Origin of the sequence: Bariatricus sp. SGI.154, assembly GCF_050313795.1 — a bacterium.
Classification (GTDB): Bacteria; Bacillota; Clostridia; order Lachnospirales; family Lachnospiraceae; genus CAMBRQ01.
The window spans coordinates 18814-39316 of sequence record NZ_JBNPMC010000032.1 but is presented as its reverse complement, the minus strand read 5'-3'; the positions used below and the strand labels follow the sequence as shown (position 1 = coordinate 39316).

Below are 20503 nucleotides of genomic sequence, written 5' to 3'. Positions count from 1 at the left end.
ATGATAGCAAAGGAGGAGCGGCATGGAGGCTTATACGAGTTTTGCCGAGGTATATGATACATTCATGGACAATGTCCCTTATGAAGAGTGGGCATCCTATCTGCATGGGGTTTTGAAGGAATATGGCATCTGGGACGGGCTGGTATTGGAACTGGGCTGTGGGACCGGAAGCATGACGGAACTGCTGGCAGAGAAAGGCTACGACATGATTGGCGTGGACAATTCTGAGGATATGCTGGAACTGGCCATGGAGAAACGGATGAAGAGCGGACATGACATCCTGTATCTGCTGCAGGACATGCAGGAATTTGAGTTATATGGTACGGTGCGGGCGGTTGTCAGTGTCTGTGATTCTATTAATTATGTGACGGATGAGGAAGAATTAGAAGAGGTATTCCGTCTGGTGAATAATTATCTCGATCCACGGGGTATATTTATCTTTGATTTTAATACAGAATATAAGTACCGGGAGATTCTGGGGGATCAGGTAATCGCGGAAGAGCGGGAAGAGTGCAGTTTTATCTGGGACAACTATTATGCGGAAGATGAGAAGATCAATGAATATGAATTGACGCTGTTTGTCCAAAGTCAGGAGGATTCGGATCTGTATCGAAGGTATCAGGAAGTGCATTATCAGAAGGCATACACCTTAAAACGGATCAAATCCTTGATTGAAAAGTCCGGGCTTCGTTATATTGCGGCGTATGATGCTTATACGAAGAAGGCGCCTCTTCACACCAGCGAGCGTATCTGTGTGATTGCCCAGGAATATGGAAAATAAGAACCCTATGAATATCAGAAGATATAGAAGGTAAATGAATAGATCATAACAGAGAGAAAAGAATATAACAGAAAGGCAGAGTAAAAGGTATATGAGCGATTATATTGTAAGAGCAACCGCTGCAAATAACCAGATTCGTGCATTTGCGGCGACAACAAAACAAGTGGTAGAGACAGCGAGAGAGCATCATGACACCAGCCCTGTGGCAACAGCGGCGCTGGGGCGTCTTCTGACGGCAGGCGCTATGATGGGAAGCATGATGAAGAATGATACGGACATGCTGACCTTGCAGATTCGTGGTGATGGACCGATACAGGGAATCACGGTGACAGCAGACAGTCATGCGAGTGTCAAAGGCTATGTGGGGAATCCGGATGTCATGCTTCCGCCAAAGAATGGGAAATTAGACGTAGGCGGCGCGGTAGGTATCGGTCTGTTGCAGGTGATTAAAGATATGGGGCTAAAAGAGCCGTATTCGGGACAGACCATTCTGGTTACCAGTGAGATTGCAGAGGATCTGACCTATTATTTCGCGAATTCAGAGCAGGTACCGTCTTCGGTAGGCTTGGGGGTCTTGATGGAGAAGGATAACACGGTGCGCCGTGCGGGCGGTTTCATTATACAGTTGATGCCATTTGCAGAAGAGAAGACGATCAGTCAGTTAGAGGAGAATCTTAAGAATGTGACCTCTGTAACGGCACTGCTCGATAAGGGATATACTCCGGAACAATTGCTGGAAGAACTTTTGGGGAACCTGGGACTTGAGATTACGGATACGATTTCCACACAGTTCTTCTGTAACTGCTCGAAAGAAAGAGTGGAGCAGGCGGTTGTCAGCATCGGTCGCAAGGATATCCAGGAGATGATCGATGAAGGAGAAGATATTGAGGTAAAATGTCATTTCTGCAATACAGCGTATCGTTATACGATAGATGAATTGAAAGAGATTGTGAAACGCAGCAAGTAGTGTGGTGTTTGCCCGGTTAGAGTGCCAGATAGCGAATATTGAGCAGGGAAATGATATTGAATAGGAAAATCATATAAAAGGAGTGAGACATCGAAGATGAAAGATGGATTTTTGAAAGTAGCGGCAGCAACACCGGATATTAAAGTTGCAGATGTGGCTTATAATACGGAGAAGATATGCACGCTGATTGATGAGACGGTTAAGAATGGTGCGAAGATTGTAGTATTCCCGGAATTATGTGTAACCGGATATACCTGCAGCGATCTTTTTACACAGGATATTTTGTTAGAGGATGCGAAAGATGCCCTGCGTGCCATCGCAAAATATACGGAGGGAAAGGATGCACTGGTATTCGTAGGAGTTCCGCTGGCGATTGACGGGGAACTATACAATGTGGCAGCAGCCTTGAATCAGGGAAAGATTCTGGGACTCACTACAAAGACATTTCTCCCTAATTACGGTGAATTCTATGAGATGCGCCAGTTCCGCCAGGGACCAAAAACAGCCCGCGAAATTCTGTTTGACGGAGAGGAGATTCCATTCGGGCCACAGTTGTTATTTACAGCGAATTCCATGGATTCCCTGATTGTCTCTGCAGAGATCTGCGAAGATGTATGGTCACCGATTCCACCAAGTATTGAGGCAGCAAGAGAAGGTGCGACTCTGATCATCAATTGCTCTGCCAGTGATGAGACGATCGGCAAGGCTTCCTACAGAAGAAGCCTGATCGAAGGGCAGTCGGCACGTCTGATCTGCGGCTATATCTATGCCAATGCAGGAGAGGGCGAGTCTACGACGGATCTGGTATTCGGCGGTCATAATCTCATCGCAGAGAATGGAACGATCTTAGAAGCGAGCAAACGTTTCCAGAATGGAGCAATCTACGCTGAGATAGATCTGAAGCGTATCTTAAGTGAGAGAAGAAAGAATACCACATTCCAGACCAGGAGCGAGAGAACCTTGCTCAGGATTCCATTCGATATTCAGATAGAAGAGACAGCATTGACCAGAGAATTTCCATCCAGGCCGTTCGTGCCAAGCATGGAGAGCGAGCGTGCCAAACGTTGTGAGGAGATTCTTACCATTCAGGCGATGGGACTTAAGAAACGTCTGTCCCATGCATGGGCGAAAAGCGCAGTTGTAGGTATCTCAGGAGGTTTGGATTCTACACTGGCACTTTTGGTAACCGCCAAAGCATTCGACGCTCTTGGAATGGATCGTAAAGGGATCGTGGCTGTGACCATGCCTTGCTTTGGAACCACAGACCGCACCTATCAGAATGCATGTAAGATGTCGGTAAAGTTAGGCGCGACCTTAAGAGAGATCCCGATTGGCGCTGCGGTAACACAGCATTTTGAAGATATTGGACACGATCCAAAGGACCATAGTGTCACTTATGAGAATTCCCAGGCAAGAGAGCGAACTCAGGTGCTGATGGATGTAGCGAACCAGAATGGCGGTATCGTAATCGGAACTGGTGACATGTCAGAACTTGCGCTTGGATGGGCGACTTATAACGGAGATCATATGTCGATGTATGGGGTAAATGCATCTGTTCCGAAGACGTTGGTGAGACACTTGGTACATTATTATGCTGATACTTGTGAAGATGAAGAATTAAAGGCAGTACTTTATGATGTACTGGATACCCCGGTAAGTCCGGAACTTCTCCCGCCGAAGGATGGAGAGATTGCACAGAAGACGGAGGATCTGGTAGGACCTTATGAACTGCATGATTTCTTCTTATATTATCTGCTGCGTTTTGGATATGAGCCAAGTAAGATATACCGGATTGCAAAATATGCATTTAAAGGCGAGTATGACGATGAGACAATCTATAAGTGGCTGAATACTTTCTGCCGCAGGTTTTTCACTCAGCAGTTCAAGCGTTCCTGTCTGCCGGATGGTCCTAAGGTTGGTACGGTTGCCCTGTCACCAAGAGGGGACTGGAGAATGCCAAGCGATGCTTGTGTGACAAGTTGGCTTTGCGATCTGGAAAATGTGAAGTGATGAGGTGTATATAGATGCAGACCGAAGAATGGTCGACTTGATTTGCTTGACAAAGAAACAGGCATCAGTACATCATAACGAAAAAAGAGAAAATCAGGAGGAAGTAAAAAATGAAGGCGAATAAAGAAATCGCAGTACAGAATTTCAAAAAAGGATACAATTGTTGTCAGGCGGTAGCATGCGCATACTGCGAGGAACTGGGAATGAAGGAAGAAGATATGTTCAAATTGACCGAAGGCTTCGGGCTTGGTATGGGCGGGTTAAAGGATACCTGCGGAGCAGTAACAGGAATGTTCCTGATATTAAGCCTGGCGAATAGTGCCGGAGACATGGCACATCCGCTTGCTACGAAGATGGACACCTATGCGAAGTTCCGTGAAGCAGCGGAAAAATTCCGGGAAAAGAACAGATCTATCTACTGCCGCGACCTTAAGAATGTGAATGGTCCACAGCCGCTGGTATGCTGCACCCAATGTGTTGAGGATGCGGCTGCACTTGTGGATGAGTATTTCAAAGAGAATCAGAAGTAAAGATACATAGGAAGTAGCCGCTATGAGAATTGAGATTCCGGGATATAAGAATTTGGAGTTGGACTATCTGGTGCTTGATTACAACGGTACCATAGCAGTAGACGGAAGAATCCCTGATGAGGTAAAAGAGAAGATTAGAATCTTGTCAGAATTTCTGACCATCTATGTATTAACCGCCGATACCCATGGCACCGCAAGGCAGATGTGCGAAGATATCCCTGTTACGATTCTGACCTTTCCGCATGACGCAGCCATGCAGGAAAAGTTAAGGATTATACAGAACCTGGGAGCAGAACATTGTATTGCAATCGGAAACGGACGCAATGATTGCCAGATGTGCGCTGCCAGTGCGCTTTCAGTTGCGGTGGCTGACCGGGAGGGGATGTATGGGAAACTTTTATTGGAAGTGGATATCTGTGTTACTTCGATGATAGATGCATTGGAGTTGCTAGAGAATCCCAAACGTATTGTTGCCACTTTGCGGGGGTAGGTGGAATTAAATGTAGAAAGTTGAGCGGCGGAGGTGTACGGTGCAAGGGCAGGGAAGTTGTGAACTGCAACCGGATTATTTCGCCAAGACCCTGTAACAGAAAAAGATACCGTCAGTTCTAACCGGGCATATTCGCCGTAAGCCCTTGATGGCCTTACGATTCAGATGCCCTCGAAACCAGGACTTGTGATCCTGGTTTCGTACGAACTGACGGTATCTTTTTCTGTAACGGGGTCTAAGGCTCATGATACAGCCACAGCCCACAGCTTCCCTGCCCTTGCACCTGACATCTCCGTATACTCAAGACTGTCTCCATTGGGGAGATTCCAGTGAGGAATGTGGGGGGAGCGTTATTGACGGGGAGTATGTTAAGAGTGCAGGGGATATAATCACATCTAATCTATGTCGTATAGTTGTTTTATCTGTCTTGAGTTTGACATTACATACCGTATAACTACTTGGCTGCTCTACGGGTATGTAGTTTGCGGTGATTTCATGCTGATTTTTATTGCCACTACATACCTTGCGCACCACATACGGATTTTGTGGTATGTAATTTCGAGTGATTTTCCCTTTGTTTTCGCCAATATTACATACCTTTATGTCGCATATGGATTTTGTGGTATGTAATTGTCAGGGATTCCTGCTCTGTTTTCGTCAATATTACATACCCTAATGCCTAAAACCCTGAGTCATAGTATGTAATCATCAATAATCTGGTCTAGCACTGCCCAAATTACTGCCGCTGGTGGCAATACTTCATACACATCCATCAGCAATCCGGTTCCCACTAATTCCAACTAGTTCCAAGCAGTTCTAACTATCAACATGTTTGCTTGTCTTAGTTTGCTTGTCTTAATTTACTTACCTTATCTTATTTCAACCATCATTTCCTGCCAATACCGTTCCCATTGCACCTCGTCAGGAATCCCCACAGTTCATGAAGAGTCACACATAAGAATGTCAGGCAGAGAGGGGCAGTATGGCAGTTCATATCCGTAGAAGAGCCGTACAATCCGTTGGTAAAAAAGAGGTCTGAAATCAGGATGAATTCTGTGCCACAAGCACAGAATTCAAGAATGTCTGAGTCGGAAAAATCTTTCAGATTTTCTTCGACGATTACATTCGATTCCTGATTCCAGACCTCTTTTGAACCTACGAATTGTAGGCGATTGGAGTCGGATATGAACTGCCATACTGTCCCTTTCTGTCGTACACTCCACATATACTCTTCAAGAACTAAATTCTCATCTAATCCAGCTTAATCCCCTTAAAGAGATCCCCCAGACTTGTCCCAATGCTCTCAGACTTCGGAATTACAACCTTCTCTACCGGTTCTTCCTTCACTTCCTCCAAAGCCTTCATGCTCAGGCTGATCTTGCCATCTTTAACACCGATGATCTTAACCTGAACTTCATCACCTACATTCAGGACATCCTGTGGTGATTTTACACGCTTCTGGCTGATCTGGGATACGTGGACCAGACCGGATAATCCATCTTCCAGGCGAACGAATGCGCCATAGTTCTGGAGTGTCTCTACCTTGCCAGTTACAACGCTTCCAACTTTTACATTAGCAATCTTTTCTTCCAGAGCCTTCTTTTCTTTTTCTTTCAGGATCTCACGGGCAGATAATACCAGACGGTTTTCTGCCTGATTTACGTCGATTACTCTGACTTCGATGTCTTTTAACAGATATGTTTCCAGATCTTCGATATAAGATAAGGATAATCTGGAAGCAGGTATGAATCCACGAAGCCCTTCTACCATAGCGATGGCGCCGCCGTTAACGATTCCTTCGACTTTGACAGGAAGAACTGTCCCCTGTTCCATATAGGAAGCTACAAGATTCCATGGATTGGCATCGTCAAAATGATCCTCCAGATCTGCCATTGTCTCCACTGTGCTATCTACAGCAGCCTCTTCTGTTGTTTCTTCTCGTAATAATTCTTCGCTCATAGTAACATTCCCTTTCTAACTCTCGAGACTCATACGTTCTCACATGCTGTTACTAGTATAGCATACAATAGGGGGAATGTTCAAAGAAAAAAACGTATATATCATAGAATTTGTAGTTGACGAAATGCAAAAAAAATGGCACTCTTACTTATAGGCATTGTAATGAGCATGTAAAACTTTTAGAAAATAGCATGAATCAAAGCATAATATGAATAGAATCAGAAGATGTAGATAAATATGCGAATCAATAAGCGAGTAAATAAAGGATGTGAATATATATGGGAAAGAAAATAGGAAAAGTATATGTCGTAGGACATAAGAATCCGGACACAGATTCAATCTGTTCTGCGATTGCGTATGCGAATTTGAAAAAACAGATTACAGGTGATGAATACGTGGCAAGAAGAGCCGGACAGATTAATGAGGAGACACATTATGTTTTGAAGAAATTCAAAGTGAGCCCTCCGAATCTTCTTCCGAATGTAAAGATGCAGGTAAAGGATATGGATATCCATAAGGTAGAAGGTGTAGAGCCGAATGTATCGATCAAAGATACCTGGGCTAAGATGAAGGAGCAGAATGTCAAGACCCTTCCGATTCTAAAAGAGGGAGAACTGGTGGGTGTGATTTCTACCGGAGATATTGCAACTTCTTACATGGATGTCTATGATAATTGTATATTGTCAAGTGCCAGAACGCAGTATAAGAATATTGTGCAGACATTAGACGGCACATTGATTACCGGGAATGAGCATGGATATTTTACGAAGGGCAAGGTAACGATTGCGGCTTCGAATACAGATCTTATGGAGGAATTCATTGAGAAGGATGACCTGGTTATTCTGGGGAACAGGCATGAATCTCAGGAGTGTGCGGTAGATATTGATGCAAGTTGTCTTGTCGTGTGCCAGGGAGCGAAGGTATCTGATGAACTGATCCGCAGAGCGGAGGAGCAGAGCATCGTCATCATTAGCACGCCTCACGATACATTTACTGCGGCACGTCTGATCAACCAGAGTATTCCGGTAAAGCATTTTATGACGAAGGCGCCGCTTGTTACATTCCGTATGACAGATTATGTAGATGAGATCAAAGAGGCTATGACAAAGAAGAAGTTCCGTGATTTCCCAATTCTGGACCGTCATGGACATTTTAAAGGTTTTATATCCAGACGACGTTTTATGAATGTCAGCAAGAAGAAGGTGATTCTTGTAGATCACAACGAGAAGTCCCAGGCAGTTGATGGAATCGAAGAGGCCGATATCATGGAGATCATCGATCACCACAGACTTGGCAATATCGAGACTATGGGACCTGTATTCTTCCGTAATCAGCCGGTTGGATGCACAGCGACGATTGTTTATCAGATGTATGAGGAGAATGGCGTGAAGATTACACCGACGATTGCAGGATTGCTCTGTTCTGCAATCATATCAGATACGCTTTTGTTCCGTTCTCCGACCTGTACCCAGGTGGACGAGAAGGTTGCCAAGAAACTGGCGAAGATTGCCGGAATCAATATGGAACAGATGGCCGGCGAGATGTTCAAGGCGGGCAGCAGCCTTCAAGGCAAGAGCGCAGAAGAGATCTGCTTCCAGGATTTCAAGCAGTTTACGGTAAATGATATTGTATTTGGCGTGGGACAGATTAATTCTATGAATAAAGATGAATTGAAGGAGATCAGGGGAGTTCTGGAGCCGCATATGCCAAAAGTGCTGAAGTCGCATAATCTTCAGATGGTTTATTTTATGCTGACAGATATTCTGGATGAATCTACAGAATTGATCTGCTGCGGAAATAATGCGAAAGCCTATATTATCGATGCGTTTGATCTGAGAGAGGATGCAGAAAAGATTGTGTTAAAAGGCGTAGTATCCAGAAAGAAACAGTTGATTCCGACGTTAGTTGGCGCATTGCAGCAGTAAGTGAAAAAAAGCATTTGTGCAAAAGAAAGGAAGTGTACCATGGGAAAGCAAGTATGGCGGCCCGGCAATATGCTGTATCCCCTTCCGGCGGTGATGGTAAGCGCCGCAGATAAGGCAGGGAATGCGAATATTCTGACCGTAGCATGGACCGGAACCATCTGTACGAATCCGGCGATGCTCTATATCTCCGTCAGACCGGAGCGTTATTCTTATCATATGATTAAGGAGACGGGGGAATTCGTAGTGAATCTGACCACGGAGAAACTGGCATATGCTACGGACTGGTGTGGGGTAAAGTCAGGAAAAGATGTGGATAAATGGAAAGAAATGAAGTTGACAAAGGGGAAAAGTGAGAAATTGTCCTATGCCCCGATTATTCAGGAAAGTCCGGTGAATATAGAATGTCAGGTGACAGAGGTTAAGGAACTGGGATCACATCATATGTTTCTGGCAGAAGTGAAGGCAGTTCAGGTAGATGAAAAATATATGAAGAAGAATGGAAAATTTGATTTGAATGCTACCGGACTTCTGGCGTATTCTCACGGAGAATATTTAAGTCTCGGAAAAGAACTGGGAGGATTCGGCTGGAGCGTAAAAAAGAAAAGATAGAAATCATATAAGAAGAAATTATAAAAGATTATATTATGAAATATGGCGTAAGCATACCCCACGGATCAGAAAAAATCCTGGATATCTTACGCCACGTTTTTATTCGTTATCTAAAGGCTGAATCTTCATTCGGTAGATTCGCTTCAGAAGTATTGTCGATAGAATTACCGATACGATCTCCGCAATCGGAATGGACCACCATACCATAGACAGTCCGAAGACTTTGGCAAATATATAAGCAACCGGAAGAATCACGAATAGCTGTCTGGCTGCCGATACGATCAGACTATAGATGCCATTTCCTAGTGCCTGGAAAATGGAACCAACGATGATACAGTATCCGGCGAACAGAAAACTAAGGCTGATAATCCGAAGCGCCGGAACTCCGATCGTGAGCATATGCTCAGAAGCATCGAACAGATTCTTAAGCAGGACTCCTGGAAGTGTCTGGAAGATGGCTAGTCCGATCAGCATAATGGATACGGCGATTACGACGCTTAGCTTAGCGGTCTGGGTAATCCGTTTTTTATTTCTGGCACCGTAGTTAAAAGCGATGATTGGAATCATTCCATTATTCAGCCCGAAGACCGGCATGAAGATAAAACTCTGCAGTTTAAAATACACGCCGAATACTGCTGCTGCTGTGGAAGAGAACATGAGAAGTATCTTGTTCATTCCAAAGGTCATGACAGAGCCGATTGCCTGCATAATAATAGAAGGAATGCCGACCTCGTAGATAACGGTAATGGTGCGCAGGTGAGGGCGGAACCCTCTGAGATTGATACTGATCTCTTTATTTTTCTTAATGTTAAAATAAAACGATAAGAATACGGCGACAATCTGACCGATAATCGTAGCAAGCGCGGCACCGGCAACCTCCAGCCTGGGAAGTCCAAAGAGCCCGAAGATCAGGATTGGATCCAGAATAATATTGATGATTGCACCCGTACCCTGGGTAATCATATTATAGATTGTCTTACCAGTGGACTGAAGCAGCCGCTCAAAAGTAATCTGAAGAAAGATACCGGCGGAGCATATGGTAATAATGGTCAGATACTGTGTGCCATAGGTAACGATTCTCTGGTTATCCGTCTGCATTGCGAAGAAGAGATGTGACCCGAATCCGCCGATCACAGCGAAGACAATGCAACTTACAATTCCCAGGAATAATCCATTTCTGGCAGCATTGTTGGCACCTTCATAATTCTTTTCGCCTAAGCTGCGTGAAAGCAGGGCATTGATACCGACTCCGGTACCGGAAGCGACAGCGATCATCAGAGTCTGGATCGGGAATGCAAGTGACACCGCAGTCAGGGCATCCTCATTCAACTGTGCGACGAACATACTGTCAACGATATTGTAGAGAGCCTGCACCAGCATGGATAGCATCATGGGCAGGGACATGCTAAGTAATAGTTTTGGAACCGGCATGGTTCCCATCTTGTTCTCCTGTACGGGAGTATCTTTTGTCTGAATGTCTGACATGATAGAACCTCCTTGTAGACCTGAAACGTAGTGTTTATAGCATATCATCATCCAATATATATTGCAATGGATTACATACTGGTTTGCGAACTTACATATAAATAAATGAAGCGCTAAACAGTAAGAGGTGATGGCGATGGATACAGTAAAGCGTCATAAGATAAAGATTCTATGTGGATTATTCTATACATTCTGCTTACTGAATTTGGTAGGAATCTCTGTATATCCGGAGAATTTTGGGCAGTTAAGGGAACTGATCGGGCAGACGAAAGATGCGGATATTAAGTCGGTAAGCGAGCAGGAAGATAATGAACAGAAGTCGTCCGAAAAGATGGGGGAGGAGAAAGGGATTGAGGAAGCAGTATCATATGTAGGTTCTTCAATGGTGGAAGAGCCGCCAAGAATCGCCTTGACATTTGATGACGGGCCGAGCAGCAAATGCACAGGAAGATTGTTGGATGGACTGAAAGAGAGAGAGGTAAAGGCAACATTTTTCCTGATTGGGGAAAATGCAAAAGAGAATCCGGAACTTGTGAAGCGTCTGGACGAAGAAGGGCATCTGATTGGCAATCATACCTATCATCATGTAGAGATTACCAAAGTATCGGATGAACAGGCAAAAAAGGAGATTCTGGATACGGATGAGGTGATCTATTCTATTATTGGCAAACATATAGAATATATGCGTCCTCCTTTTGGACTGTGGCAGCGGGAACTGGAACTTGAGATTGAGGTAATGCCTGTTATGTGGACGATAGATCCACTGGACTGGACCACGGAGAATGTGGACGAAATTGTGAATAAAGTAGTGACGGAAGCCGAGGAAGATGATATTATTCTATTGCACGACTGTTATGATTCCAGTGTGGATGCGGCGCTTCGGATTGTGGATATCCTAAAAGAGGAGGGATTTGAATTCGTGACCGTGGATGAGTTGATTATGAATTAATCTCTGGTTACGGATGGTGTTCTGGCTTGACAAGAGGGAAAATTAGCGGCAGTCGGGAGATATATGGATGAATATAGAGATAAATATGGAGATAAATATAAAGATAAATATAGAGAAAAATATAGAGATAAATGAGGAAGGGTAAAATGTCAGTAAATGAATTTTCCAGAACGGAGTTATTGATAGGAGAAGAGAATCTAAAGAGATTAAGAGATGCTTCCGTCATGGTGTTAGGCGTTGGAGGTGTTGGCTCCCATTGTATTGAGGCATTGGCAAGAAGCGGCGTGGGAAGATTGATTCTCGTGGATAATGACACGGTGTCCCTGACGAACATTAACCGTCAGTCGATTGCTTTCCACAGTACGGTGGGGCAGCATAAGACGCTGGTCATGAAGGAGAGAATCAGGGATATCTGTCCGCAGACTGAGGTAATTACTCATGAGATGTTCGTTTTGCCAGAGAATGTCGATCAGTTATTCGAAAATGGGACGGAAGGCAGACCGGATTATATCGTAGACGCAATCGATACGGTTACTGCCAAATTAATTTTGGTTGAAAAAGCGATGGAATATCAGATACCAATCATCAGTTGCATGGGAACGGGAAATAAATTGCATGCGGAACTTTTCGAGATTGTGGATATCAGCAAGACTTCGGTATGTCCGCTGTGCAAGGTCATGAGGAAGGAACTGCGTGCCCGGGGAATAGAGCATCTGAAGGTACTGTATTCGAAGGAGAAGCCGGTAGATGTATCGGCAAGGGAGACTGGAGAGGATAAGGGAAGCAGAAGAGCGATTCCGGGAAGCGTGTCCTTTGTTCCGCCGGTGGCAGGGCTTCTGATCGCCGGAGAGGTGATTCGGGAACTTGTGAGTAATCTGGGATAACAGGCGAGGCTTCGCGATTCTTTCATGATTGAGAAGCTTGCAGAAAGAGAGAATGAAATATGGATTTATTTGATTATATGAGAGAGAAGAATATGGACAAGGAGGCGCCGCTTGCCTCCCGGCTTCGTCCGACAACTTTGGAAGAGGTGGTTGGACAGCAGCATATTATAGGTAAGGACAAGTTATTGTATCGGGCGATTAAGGCGGACAAGTTAAGTTCGATCATCTTCTATGGACCTCCGGGAACCGGGAAGACTACGCTTGCGAAGGTGATTGCTAATACTACCAGTGCGGAGTTTACCCAGATCAATGCAACGGTTGCGGGCAAGAAGGATATGGAAGAGGTGGTGCGTCAGGCGAAGGATACCTTGGGAATGTATCAGAAGAAGACGATCCTGTTCGTTGATGAGATCCATCGGTTTAATAAGGGACAGCAAGACTATCTTCTTCCTTTTGTAGAAGACGGAACCATTATTCTGATTGGTGCTACAACAGAGAATCCTTATTTTGAAGTAAATAGTGCGCTGATCTCAAGATCCAGTATCTTTGAACTGCATCCACTGGAGAAAGAAGATATTAAGACGTTGCTTCGCCGGGCGGTCTATGATATGGAGAAGGGAATGGGAAGTTACGGTGCAGTCATTGAAGAGGATGCGCTGGAGTTTCTGGCTGATATCTCCGGCGGAGACGCAAGAAATGCGCTGAATGCAGTGGAACTTGGCATTCTGACGACGGAGCGCAGTGCAGATGGCAAGATTCACCTGACTTTGGATGTGGCATCGGAGTGTATTCAGAAACGGGTGGTGCGTTATGATAAGACAGGAGACAATCATTACGATACTATTTCTGCATTTATCAAGAGTATGCGTGGCTCTGACCCGGATGCGGCGGTCTATTATCTTGCGAAGATGCTGTATGCAGGGGAAGATATTAAGTTTATTGCCAGAAGAATCATGATCTGTGCGGCAGAGGATGTGGGCAATGCAGATCCTATGGCACTGACTGTGGCGGTGTCGGCTGCCCAGGCGGTCGAACGGATTGGAATGCCGGAGGCGCAGATTATCTTGTCTCAGGCGGTGCTGTATGTGGCAACGGCGCCAAAGAGTAATTCGGCATGCAATGCAGTTTTCGCAGCGTTAGAGAATGTAAGGAGTACGAAGACGACAGTTCCATCTCATCTGCAGGATGCTCATTACAAAGGAGCGCAGAAACTGGGGCATGGGATTGGTTATAAGTATGCTCATGATTATCCGAATCATTATGTGGATCAGCAATATCTGCCGGATGAGATTGCGGGCGAGAGATTCTATGAGCCGAGTGATAATGGGCGTGAGAGGGATATCAAGGCGTGGATGGAATATATAAGAAAGAATTAGAAATTGGTAAAGGACTGGTTTTTATGAGAAATACAGAAGATACATATACACACAGGCATGAGGTGGAGCATGAATCTATGCATGCGCATGGCATAGAGCATAAGCATACGCATAGTCATATAGAGGAAATGGAGAGTGATCATGTGCATAGTCATGTAGATGGAATGGAGAGTGAGCATGCACATAGTCATATAGATGGAATGGAGAGTGAGCATGCACATAGTCATATAGATGGAATGGAGAGTAATCATGTGCATAGTCATGTACACGATATGCATAGCCATACTCACGGGCACAGTGATCATAAGCATATTCACAGCCCGGAGGAGAAGAGGGCTGTAATCAATCGGCTGTCGAAAGCGATCGGTCATCTGGAGGCGGTAAAACGTATGGTAGAGAAGGATGCGGACTGCAGCGAGGTGCTGGTACAGCTGGCGGCTGTACGGGCGGCGATCAATAATACGGGCAAGGTGGTGCTTAAGAACCATATGAATCACTGTATTGTTGAGGCTGTGGAGGAGAATGATATGGAGGCGATTGAGAAGTTGAATCAGGCGATTGATAAGTTTATGAAGTAGGGGAATGGATTGAGAGATTGGAGGTTTGAAAGTGTACGGCACGAGGGCGAGTCATAGGGGCTGACAACCGGAACTTTTCGTTAGGAATACGTAACATCAAAATGGACAGTTTTTTCGTAACCGGGCTGATTCATCCCGAAGTCTTGATGACTTCGCGATTCAGCAGCCCTCTCGAATTGGATGTGATATCCAATTCTCGTACGAAATAACTGTCCATTTTGATGTAACGTATTCCAAAACTCAAGTTACGGCCGTCAGCCCCTATGACTCACCCTCGTGCCTGGCGCTTCCAGGGCTCCAGGGAGTTCTCAAGGGGGGAGGGATTCCGGCGAGGATGAGAAGGGCTCCGGGGAGTTCTCGATGGGATGCCTACTCTATGATGTTGCCGTTAATTCCGATTGTAATGACTTGCCAGGGGATGAATTTGCCGCTGGCTTTTAGGGCTTCGGTGGCGGCGTGTTCGATTCCACCACAGCAGGGGACTTCCATGCGGACGATGGTGAGGCTTTTAATGTTGTTATTCTTGATAATCTCGGTTAGTTTTTCTGTGTAATCGCCTTCGTCTAGTTTCGGGCAGCCGATCAGGGTGATTCGGTTTTTGATGAAGCGGTTGTGAAAATCTGCGTAGGCGTAAGCGGTGCAGTCTGCAGCGATTAGCAGGTTGGCATTTTCAAAGTATGGTGCGTTTACTGGCACTAATTTGATCTGCACTGGCCACTGGCTAAGCTGGCTTGATGGAATCTCCGGGAGTGGAGAATTCTCTGGTGCGGAACTATTGTCAGGAATTGCTTTATTTTTTAGATGTTGTTGTACAGCCTCTTCGTCGTAGGCTGCTGCTTCTCTTTCTTCGAATGAGATTGCGTTTGTCGGACATACTGGAAGACAGTTTCCTAATCCGTCGCAATAATCGTCTCGGATTAATCTGGCTTTTCCATCGACCATCTGGATCGCTCCTTCGTGGCAGGCTGCAGCACAGGCTCCGCAGCCGTTGCATTTTTCTTCGTCTATATGAATAATTGTTCTTATCATAATGTACCTCCTTGATTTGATACACATAATTTACTACAATGAGAAAAGAAAATATGTTGTTTTTCCAACAAAGGGAGTGAAAATATGAAAATTAATATAGACATGCTGTCGGCTTCTCCGTTATTTCAAGGAATTAAGGAGGAGGATCTTGAGAATATGCTTTCGTGTCTGGGAGGAACTGTCCGGAATTATGGAAGAAACGAGGTTATCCTGGTGGAAGGAGAGCCAGTTGGAAAGGTTGGAGTAGTTCTTAAGGGATGTGTGCAGGTAATGAATGAGGATGTGTTTGGGAATCGGACGATCCTTGAGCAGGTGGGGCAAGGAGAGTTATTCGGAGCGGCTTATGCCTGTGCAAAGTTTGATAGAAGTCCGGTGAGTGTAGCGGCGGTGGAAGACAGTGCTGTTCTGCAGTTGGATGTAAGGCGGGTATTGACTGTCTGCCCGACTGCCTGTCAGTTTCATCAGGAACTGGTTAGGAATATGGTGCATATCCTAGCGGGGAAGAATGTATTGCTGGGAGAGAAGATCCGGTATCTTTCCAGACGGACCACCAGGGAAAAGCTGATGTCCTATCTGTCAGACCAGTCTAAAAGGGCAGGAAGCAGGCATTTTTGCATTCCATTCGACAGGCAAGGGCTGGCGGATTATCTCTGTGTGGAGAGGAGCGCTATGTCGGCAGAACTTGGGAAACTTAGGAAAGAAGGGGTGGTGGATTATCTCAGAAGTGAATTCTGGCTTAAGTAATTCAGGTGGGTACACCACATTTTTCAGTTAGGTACACCACATTTTTCAATTTGGGACGTAGTAAAAGTGCATTTTACTACATCCCAAACTTATAAAAAATGTATAAAGAGTGTTGACAAAACAAATCAGCAGTGCTAAATTAATAGTCGAAAGGTGTTAGCACTCAAAAACAAAGAGTGCTAATAAAACAAAATCCGAAAGGAGGAAGGCGAATGATATCAGAACATGGCTTGAGTGATCGTAAGTTAAAGATATTGCATGCAATCATTCAGACGTATCTGGAGACAGGCGAGCCGGTCGGGTCCAGAACGATTTCCAAATATACGGATTTAAATTTAAGTTCTGCAACGATCCGCAATGAGATGGCAGACTTGGAAGAACTTGGATATATCATGCAGCCGCATACGTCAGCCGGACGTATTCCTTCGGATAAAGGCTACAGATTATATGTAGATATGCTGATGGATGAGAAGGAGCAGGAATTAAGCGAGATGCAGGAGCAGATGCTTGATAAGGCAGACAAGATGGAACAACTCCTGAAGCAGGCAGCCAAGGTTCTTGCCAATAGTACGAATTATGCGACTATGGTTTCTACACCGATGAATAACGCGAACAAGATTAAATTCATCCAGTTATCCATGGTGGATGCGGAACAGGTGATTGCGGTAATCGTACTTGGCGGCAATGTGATCAAGAATAAGATCATTAATATAGAAGAGCCGCTCAGCAATGAGAATCTGCTGAAATTGAATATGCTCTTGAACACTACATTGAACGGCATGTCGATTGAAGCAATCAATCTTGGGCTGATCGCGAGATTAAAAGAACAGGCCGGGATACACAGCCAAGTGGTTGGCAAGGTATTAGATGCGGTGGCGGATGCCATTCAGGTAGATGAAGATATGCAGATCTACACAAGCGGAGCCACGAACATATTCAAGTATCCGGAACTTAGTGATAAGCAGAGCGCCCAGGAGATTATCAATGCATTTGAAGAGAAGCAGCAGTTGACAGAACTTGTAACCCAGACATTATCTCAGGAAGAGAATACCGGAATTCAGGTGTATATCGGAGATGAGACTCCGGTTCAGACTATGAAAGACTGTAGTGTCGTTACCGCAACTTATGAATTAGGTGACGGCATGAAGGGAACGATAGGTATTATCGGACCGAAGCGAATGGATTATGAGCATGTATTAAAATCTATGAAACGACTCCAGAATGAGTTGGATCAGATGTTTCATAAGAATGAATAAGAAAGGTGGAATAACCCTTGGAGAATCAGCAGGAGAAAAGCCAGGAAGAGATGGTAAAAGAGGCTGTAGAGGAAGCGAAGAAGGCAGCAGAGCAGGCAGAACAAGAAGCGGCAGAAACTTCTGATGACAGCGGTAATACAGCAGAAGCCAGTGAAGAGCCAGAAGAAGAGGCGACAGTTGGCGGAGATGGCGAAGCAGCTGAAGACAGCGAGGAAGAAGAGGCAAAGGACGGCGAAGAAGAACCAAAATCCGGAAAGAAATTATTTGGCAAGAAGAATAAAAAAGATAAAAAAGACGAGAAGATTGAGGAACTGACTGACAGACTCACTCGTCAGATGGCAGAGTTTGATAACTTCCGCAAACGTACGGAGAGGGAGAAGTCCCAGATGTACGAGATAGGAGCGAAAGATATCATAGATAAGATTCTTCCGGTAGTTGACAATTTCGAGCGTGGGCTTGGAGCAGTCAAGGAAGAAGACAAAGAAGATCCCTTCATCCAAGGAATGGAGATGGTGTATAAGCAGTTAATGACAACACTGGAAAGTGTAGGGGTCAAACCTATCGAAGCGGTAGGACAGGAATTCAATCCTGATTTCCACAATGCAGTGATGCACGTGGAAGATGAGAACCTCGGTGAGAATATCGTAGCCGAAGAGTTTCAGAAAGGTTACATGTACCGTGATTCCGTCGTAAGACACAGCATGGTAAAAGTAGCGAACTAAACCTGAACACTTAATGATGCCTGAATACTTAGTGAGGTATTATCGAACTTAGTATGAAGGTAGATACTCTGAACAAAGTGAAGAGTATCTTCACAGAATTTAGTGTGAAGGTTGTTCGAGGAGCGAAGCGAATCGAACTTCATATGACACTTACAATTAATTATTATTTCATAAAAATAGGAGGTCTTTATAATGGGCAAAATTATAGGTATTGACTTAGGAACAACAAACAGTTGTGTGGCTGTTATGGAAGGTGGTCAGCCAACAGTTATCGCGAATACAGAAGGAGCTAGAACAACACCATCTGTTGTAGCGTTTTCAAAGACAGGAGAGCGTCTGGTAGGTGAGCCTGCAAAACGTCAGGCAGTAACCAATGCAGAGAGAACAATCTCTTCTATTAAGAGAGAGATGGGAAGCGATTACAAAGTAACCGTTGATGACAAGAGATATTCTCCACAGGAGATTTCCGCGATGATCCTTCAGAAGTTAAAAGCAGATGCAGAAGGATATCTTGGTGAGAAGGTAACAGAGGCTGTTATCACAGTACCTGCTTACTTTAACGATGCTCAGCGTCAGGCAACCAAGGATGCTGGTAAGATTGCAGGTCTTGATGTAAAGCGTATCATCAACGAGCCTACAGCAGCAGCGCTTGCATATGGTCTTGATAATGAGAAAGAGCAGAAGATCATGGTATACGACTTAGGTGGTGGTACATTCGATGTATCTATCATCGAGATTGGTGACGGCGTTATCGAAGTATTATCTACAGCAGGTAATAACAGACTTGGTGGAGATGACTTCGACCAGAAGATCACAGACTACATGATCGCTGAGTTCAAGAAACAGGAAGGTGTAGACTTATCTACAGATAAGATGGCACTTCAGAGATTAAAAGAAGCAGCAGAGAAGGCTAAGAAAGAACTGTCTTCTGCAACAACAACTAATATCAACCTGCCATTCATTACAGCAACAGCAGAAGGTCCAAAGCATTTCGATATGAATCTGACAAGAGCAAAATTCGATGAATTGACTCACGACTTGGTAGAGAAGACATCTGAGCCAGTAAGAAGAGCGCTTTCTGATGCAGGACTGAATGCTTCTGAACTTGGTCAGGTACTGTTGGTTGGTGGATCTACACGTATCCCGGCTGTGCAGGAAGAAGTAAAACGTCTGACAGGCAAAGAGCCAAGCAAGTCTCTGAATCCGGATGAATGTGTAGCACTTGGTGCTTCTGTTCAGGGTGGTAAACTTGCAGGAGATGCAGGCGCAGGAGACATCCTTCTTCTTGATGTAACTCCACTGTCACTGTCTATCGAGACTATGGGCGGTGTTGCTACAAGACTGATTGAGAGAAATACAACAATTCCTACAAAGAAGAGCCAGATCTTCTCTACAGCAGCTGATAATCAGACAGCCGTAGATATCAACGTAGTACAGGGTGAGAGACAGTTTGCAAGAGATAACAAATCACTTGGACAGTTCAGACTGGATGGAATCGCACCGGCTCCACGTGGAGTACCGCAGATTGAGGTTACATTCGATATCGATGCAAATGGTATCGTTAATGTATCTGCGAAAGACCTTGGAACAGGTAAAGAGCAGCACATTACGATTACTGCAGGATCTAACATGTCTGACGAGGATATCGATAAGGCAGTAAAAGAGGCAGCAGCATTTGAGGCACAGGATAAGAAGCGTAAAGAAGGCATTGATGCTAAGAACGATGCTGATGCAATGTTGTTCCAGACAGAAAAAGCATTGAAAGAAGTTGGAGATAAACTTGATGCAGCAGATAAGGCAGCAGTAGAAGCAGACTGCAAGGCATTAAAAGAGATTCTTGATAAAGTGAATATGGATGACATCTCTGATGCACAGGTTGCAGAGATGAAGGCTGCTAAGGATAAATTAATGGAAAGCGCTCAGAAGGTATTCACGAAGATGTATGAGCAGGCTGGCGCTGCAGCTGGTGCAGGAGCACAGGGTGCAGGACCAGATATGGGAGCAGGCGCAGGACCGGCACCAGACGGATTCCAGGGAGATGACGTTGTAGACGGAGATTATAAAGAAGTCTAATAGCAGGAAGATAATTATTCTGCGGAATTTGGCTGGGGAATCCCCAGCCGCAATCCCGCAGAATTTCCCTGTATATATAGAAGGATTTATTTCCTTATAAAGATATTGTTTCAGGTAAAAAACTTCTATATTATTA

General features: G+C 44.8%; 19 protein-coding genes. 15 read left to right on the top strand and 4 right to left on the bottom strand.

The features are described 5' to 3' along the window. Positions 1-22 precede the first annotated feature (22 nt). The 5 genes from ACQRBN_RS13340 to ACQRBN_RS13320 all read left to right on the top strand — a co-directional run bounded on the left by ACQRBN_RS13340 (position 23) and on the right by ACQRBN_RS13320 (position 4778). Positions 23-781, top strand: a complete 759-nt coding sequence (locus ACQRBN_RS13340) for a class I SAM-dependent DNA methyltransferase (protein WP_427739504.1) — start codon at positions 23-25, stop codon at positions 779-781. 91 nt (positions 782-872) lie between these two features. After that, entirely contained in the window at positions 873-1748 is an 876-nt protein-coding gene (gene hslO / locus ACQRBN_RS13335) for an Hsp33 family molecular chaperone HslO (protein ID WP_427739503.1), read from the top strand. A gap of 96 nt (positions 1749-1844) precedes the next feature. Beyond that, complete coding sequence (locus ACQRBN_RS13330) at positions 1845-3758, top strand: NAD(+) synthase (protein ID WP_427739502.1); 1914 nt, start codon at positions 1845-1847, stop codon at positions 3756-3758. Between the two features lie 110 nt (positions 3759-3868). Beyond that, a complete protein-coding gene (locus ACQRBN_RS13325; RefSeq protein ID WP_427739501.1) occupies positions 3869-4288 on the top strand; it encodes a C-GCAxxG-C-C family protein in 420 nt (139 codons plus the stop codon). Positions 4289-4310: 22 nt separating this feature from the next. Beyond that, positions 4311-4778, top strand: a complete 468-nt coding sequence (locus ACQRBN_RS13320) for an HAD family hydrolase (protein ID WP_427739500.1) — start codon at positions 4311-4313, stop codon at positions 4776-4778. A gap of 886 nt (positions 4779-5664) precedes the next feature. Here the strand turns inward: ACQRBN_RS13320 and ACQRBN_RS13315 are convergent. After that, positions 5665-6003 (bottom strand): hypothetical protein, encoded by a 339-nt coding sequence (locus tag ACQRBN_RS13315; protein WP_427739498.1) that lies wholly within the window; start codon positions 6001-6003, stop codon positions 5665-5667. A gap of 26 nt (positions 6004-6029) precedes the next feature. Beyond that, positions 6030-6737, bottom strand: coding sequence for a S1 RNA-binding domain-containing protein (locus tag ACQRBN_RS13310; RefSeq protein ID WP_427739497.1), 708 nt, complete (start codon positions 6735-6737; stop codon positions 6030-6032). A gap of 278 nt (positions 6738-7015) precedes the next feature. Here ACQRBN_RS13310 and ACQRBN_RS13305 point away from each other — a divergent pair, with 278 nt between their 5' ends. Together ACQRBN_RS13305 and ACQRBN_RS13300 are read left to right on the top strand one after the other, a co-directional pair. Next, positions 7016-8662, top strand: a complete 1647-nt coding sequence (locus ACQRBN_RS13305) for a putative manganese-dependent inorganic diphosphatase (protein WP_427739496.1) — start codon at positions 7016-7018, stop codon at positions 8660-8662. A gap of 39 nt (positions 8663-8701) precedes the next feature. Then, a complete protein-coding gene (locus ACQRBN_RS13300) occupies positions 8702-9271 on the top strand; it encodes a flavin reductase family protein (protein ID WP_427739495.1) in 570 nt (189 codons plus the stop codon). A 99-nt stretch (positions 9272-9370) separates the two neighbouring features. Here ACQRBN_RS13300 and ACQRBN_RS13295 read toward each other — a convergent pair whose 3' ends face one another. Next, a complete protein-coding gene (locus ACQRBN_RS13295) occupies positions 9371-10756 on the bottom strand; it encodes an MATE family efflux transporter (protein WP_427739494.1) in 1386 nt (461 codons plus the stop codon). A gap of 136 nt (positions 10757-10892) precedes the next feature. Here ACQRBN_RS13295 and ACQRBN_RS13290 point away from each other — a divergent pair, with 136 nt between their 5' ends. The 4 genes from ACQRBN_RS13290 to ACQRBN_RS13275 all read left to right on the top strand — a co-directional run bounded on the left by ACQRBN_RS13290 (position 10893) and on the right by ACQRBN_RS13275 (position 14543). Next, complete coding sequence (locus ACQRBN_RS13290; protein ID WP_427739493.1) at positions 10893-11705, top strand: polysaccharide deacetylase family protein; 813 nt, start codon at positions 10893-10895, stop codon at positions 11703-11705. Positions 11706-11851: 146 nt separating this feature from the next. Then, on the top strand, positions 11852-12589 hold the full coding sequence (locus ACQRBN_RS13285; RefSeq protein WP_427739492.1) for a tRNA threonylcarbamoyladenosine dehydratase: 738 nt from the start codon (positions 11852-11854) through the stop codon (positions 12587-12589). Positions 12590-12648: 59 nt separating this feature from the next. Next, a complete protein-coding gene (locus ACQRBN_RS13280) occupies positions 12649-13965 on the top strand; it encodes a replication-associated recombination protein A (RefSeq protein WP_427739491.1) in 1317 nt (438 codons plus the stop codon). A 236-nt stretch (positions 13966-14201) separates the two neighbouring features. Next, positions 14202-14543 (top strand): metal-sensing transcriptional repressor, encoded by a 342-nt coding sequence (locus tag ACQRBN_RS13275; RefSeq protein ID WP_427739509.1) that lies wholly within the window; start codon positions 14202-14204, stop codon positions 14541-14543. 369 nt (positions 14544-14912) lie between these two features. On the opposite strand, the gene ACQRBN_RS13270 is transcribed toward ACQRBN_RS13275, so the two are convergent. Beyond that, entirely contained in the window at positions 14913-15572 is a 660-nt protein-coding gene (locus ACQRBN_RS13270; protein ID WP_427739490.1) for an ATP-binding protein, read from the bottom strand. A gap of 84 nt (positions 15573-15656) precedes the next feature. Between ACQRBN_RS13270 and ACQRBN_RS13265 the strand changes: the two genes are divergently transcribed. From ACQRBN_RS13265 to dnaK, 4 genes are all read left to right on the top strand, one after another. Beyond that, complete coding sequence (locus tag ACQRBN_RS13265) at positions 15657-16316, top strand: Crp/Fnr family transcriptional regulator (protein WP_427739489.1); 660 nt, start codon at positions 15657-15659, stop codon at positions 16314-16316. A 212-nt stretch (positions 16317-16528) separates the two neighbouring features. Beyond that, the gene (gene hrcA, locus ACQRBN_RS13260; RefSeq protein ID WP_427739488.1) at positions 16529-17572 is read left to right on the top strand and encodes a heat-inducible transcriptional repressor HrcA; all 1044 of its coding nucleotides are present in this window, start codon (positions 16529-16531) and stop codon (positions 17570-17572) included. Positions 17573-17622: 50 nt separating this feature from the next. Continuing rightward, positions 17623-18294, top strand: a complete 672-nt coding sequence (gene grpE, locus ACQRBN_RS13255) for a nucleotide exchange factor GrpE (RefSeq protein ID WP_427739508.1) — start codon at positions 17623-17625, stop codon at positions 18292-18294. 192 nt (positions 18295-18486) lie between these two features. Beyond that, positions 18487-20367: a molecular chaperone DnaK gene (gene dnaK, locus ACQRBN_RS13250; RefSeq protein WP_427739487.1), complete on the top strand. Its 1881-nt coding sequence runs from the start codon at positions 18487-18489 to the stop codon at positions 20365-20367. Positions 20368-20503 lie beyond the last annotated feature (136 nt).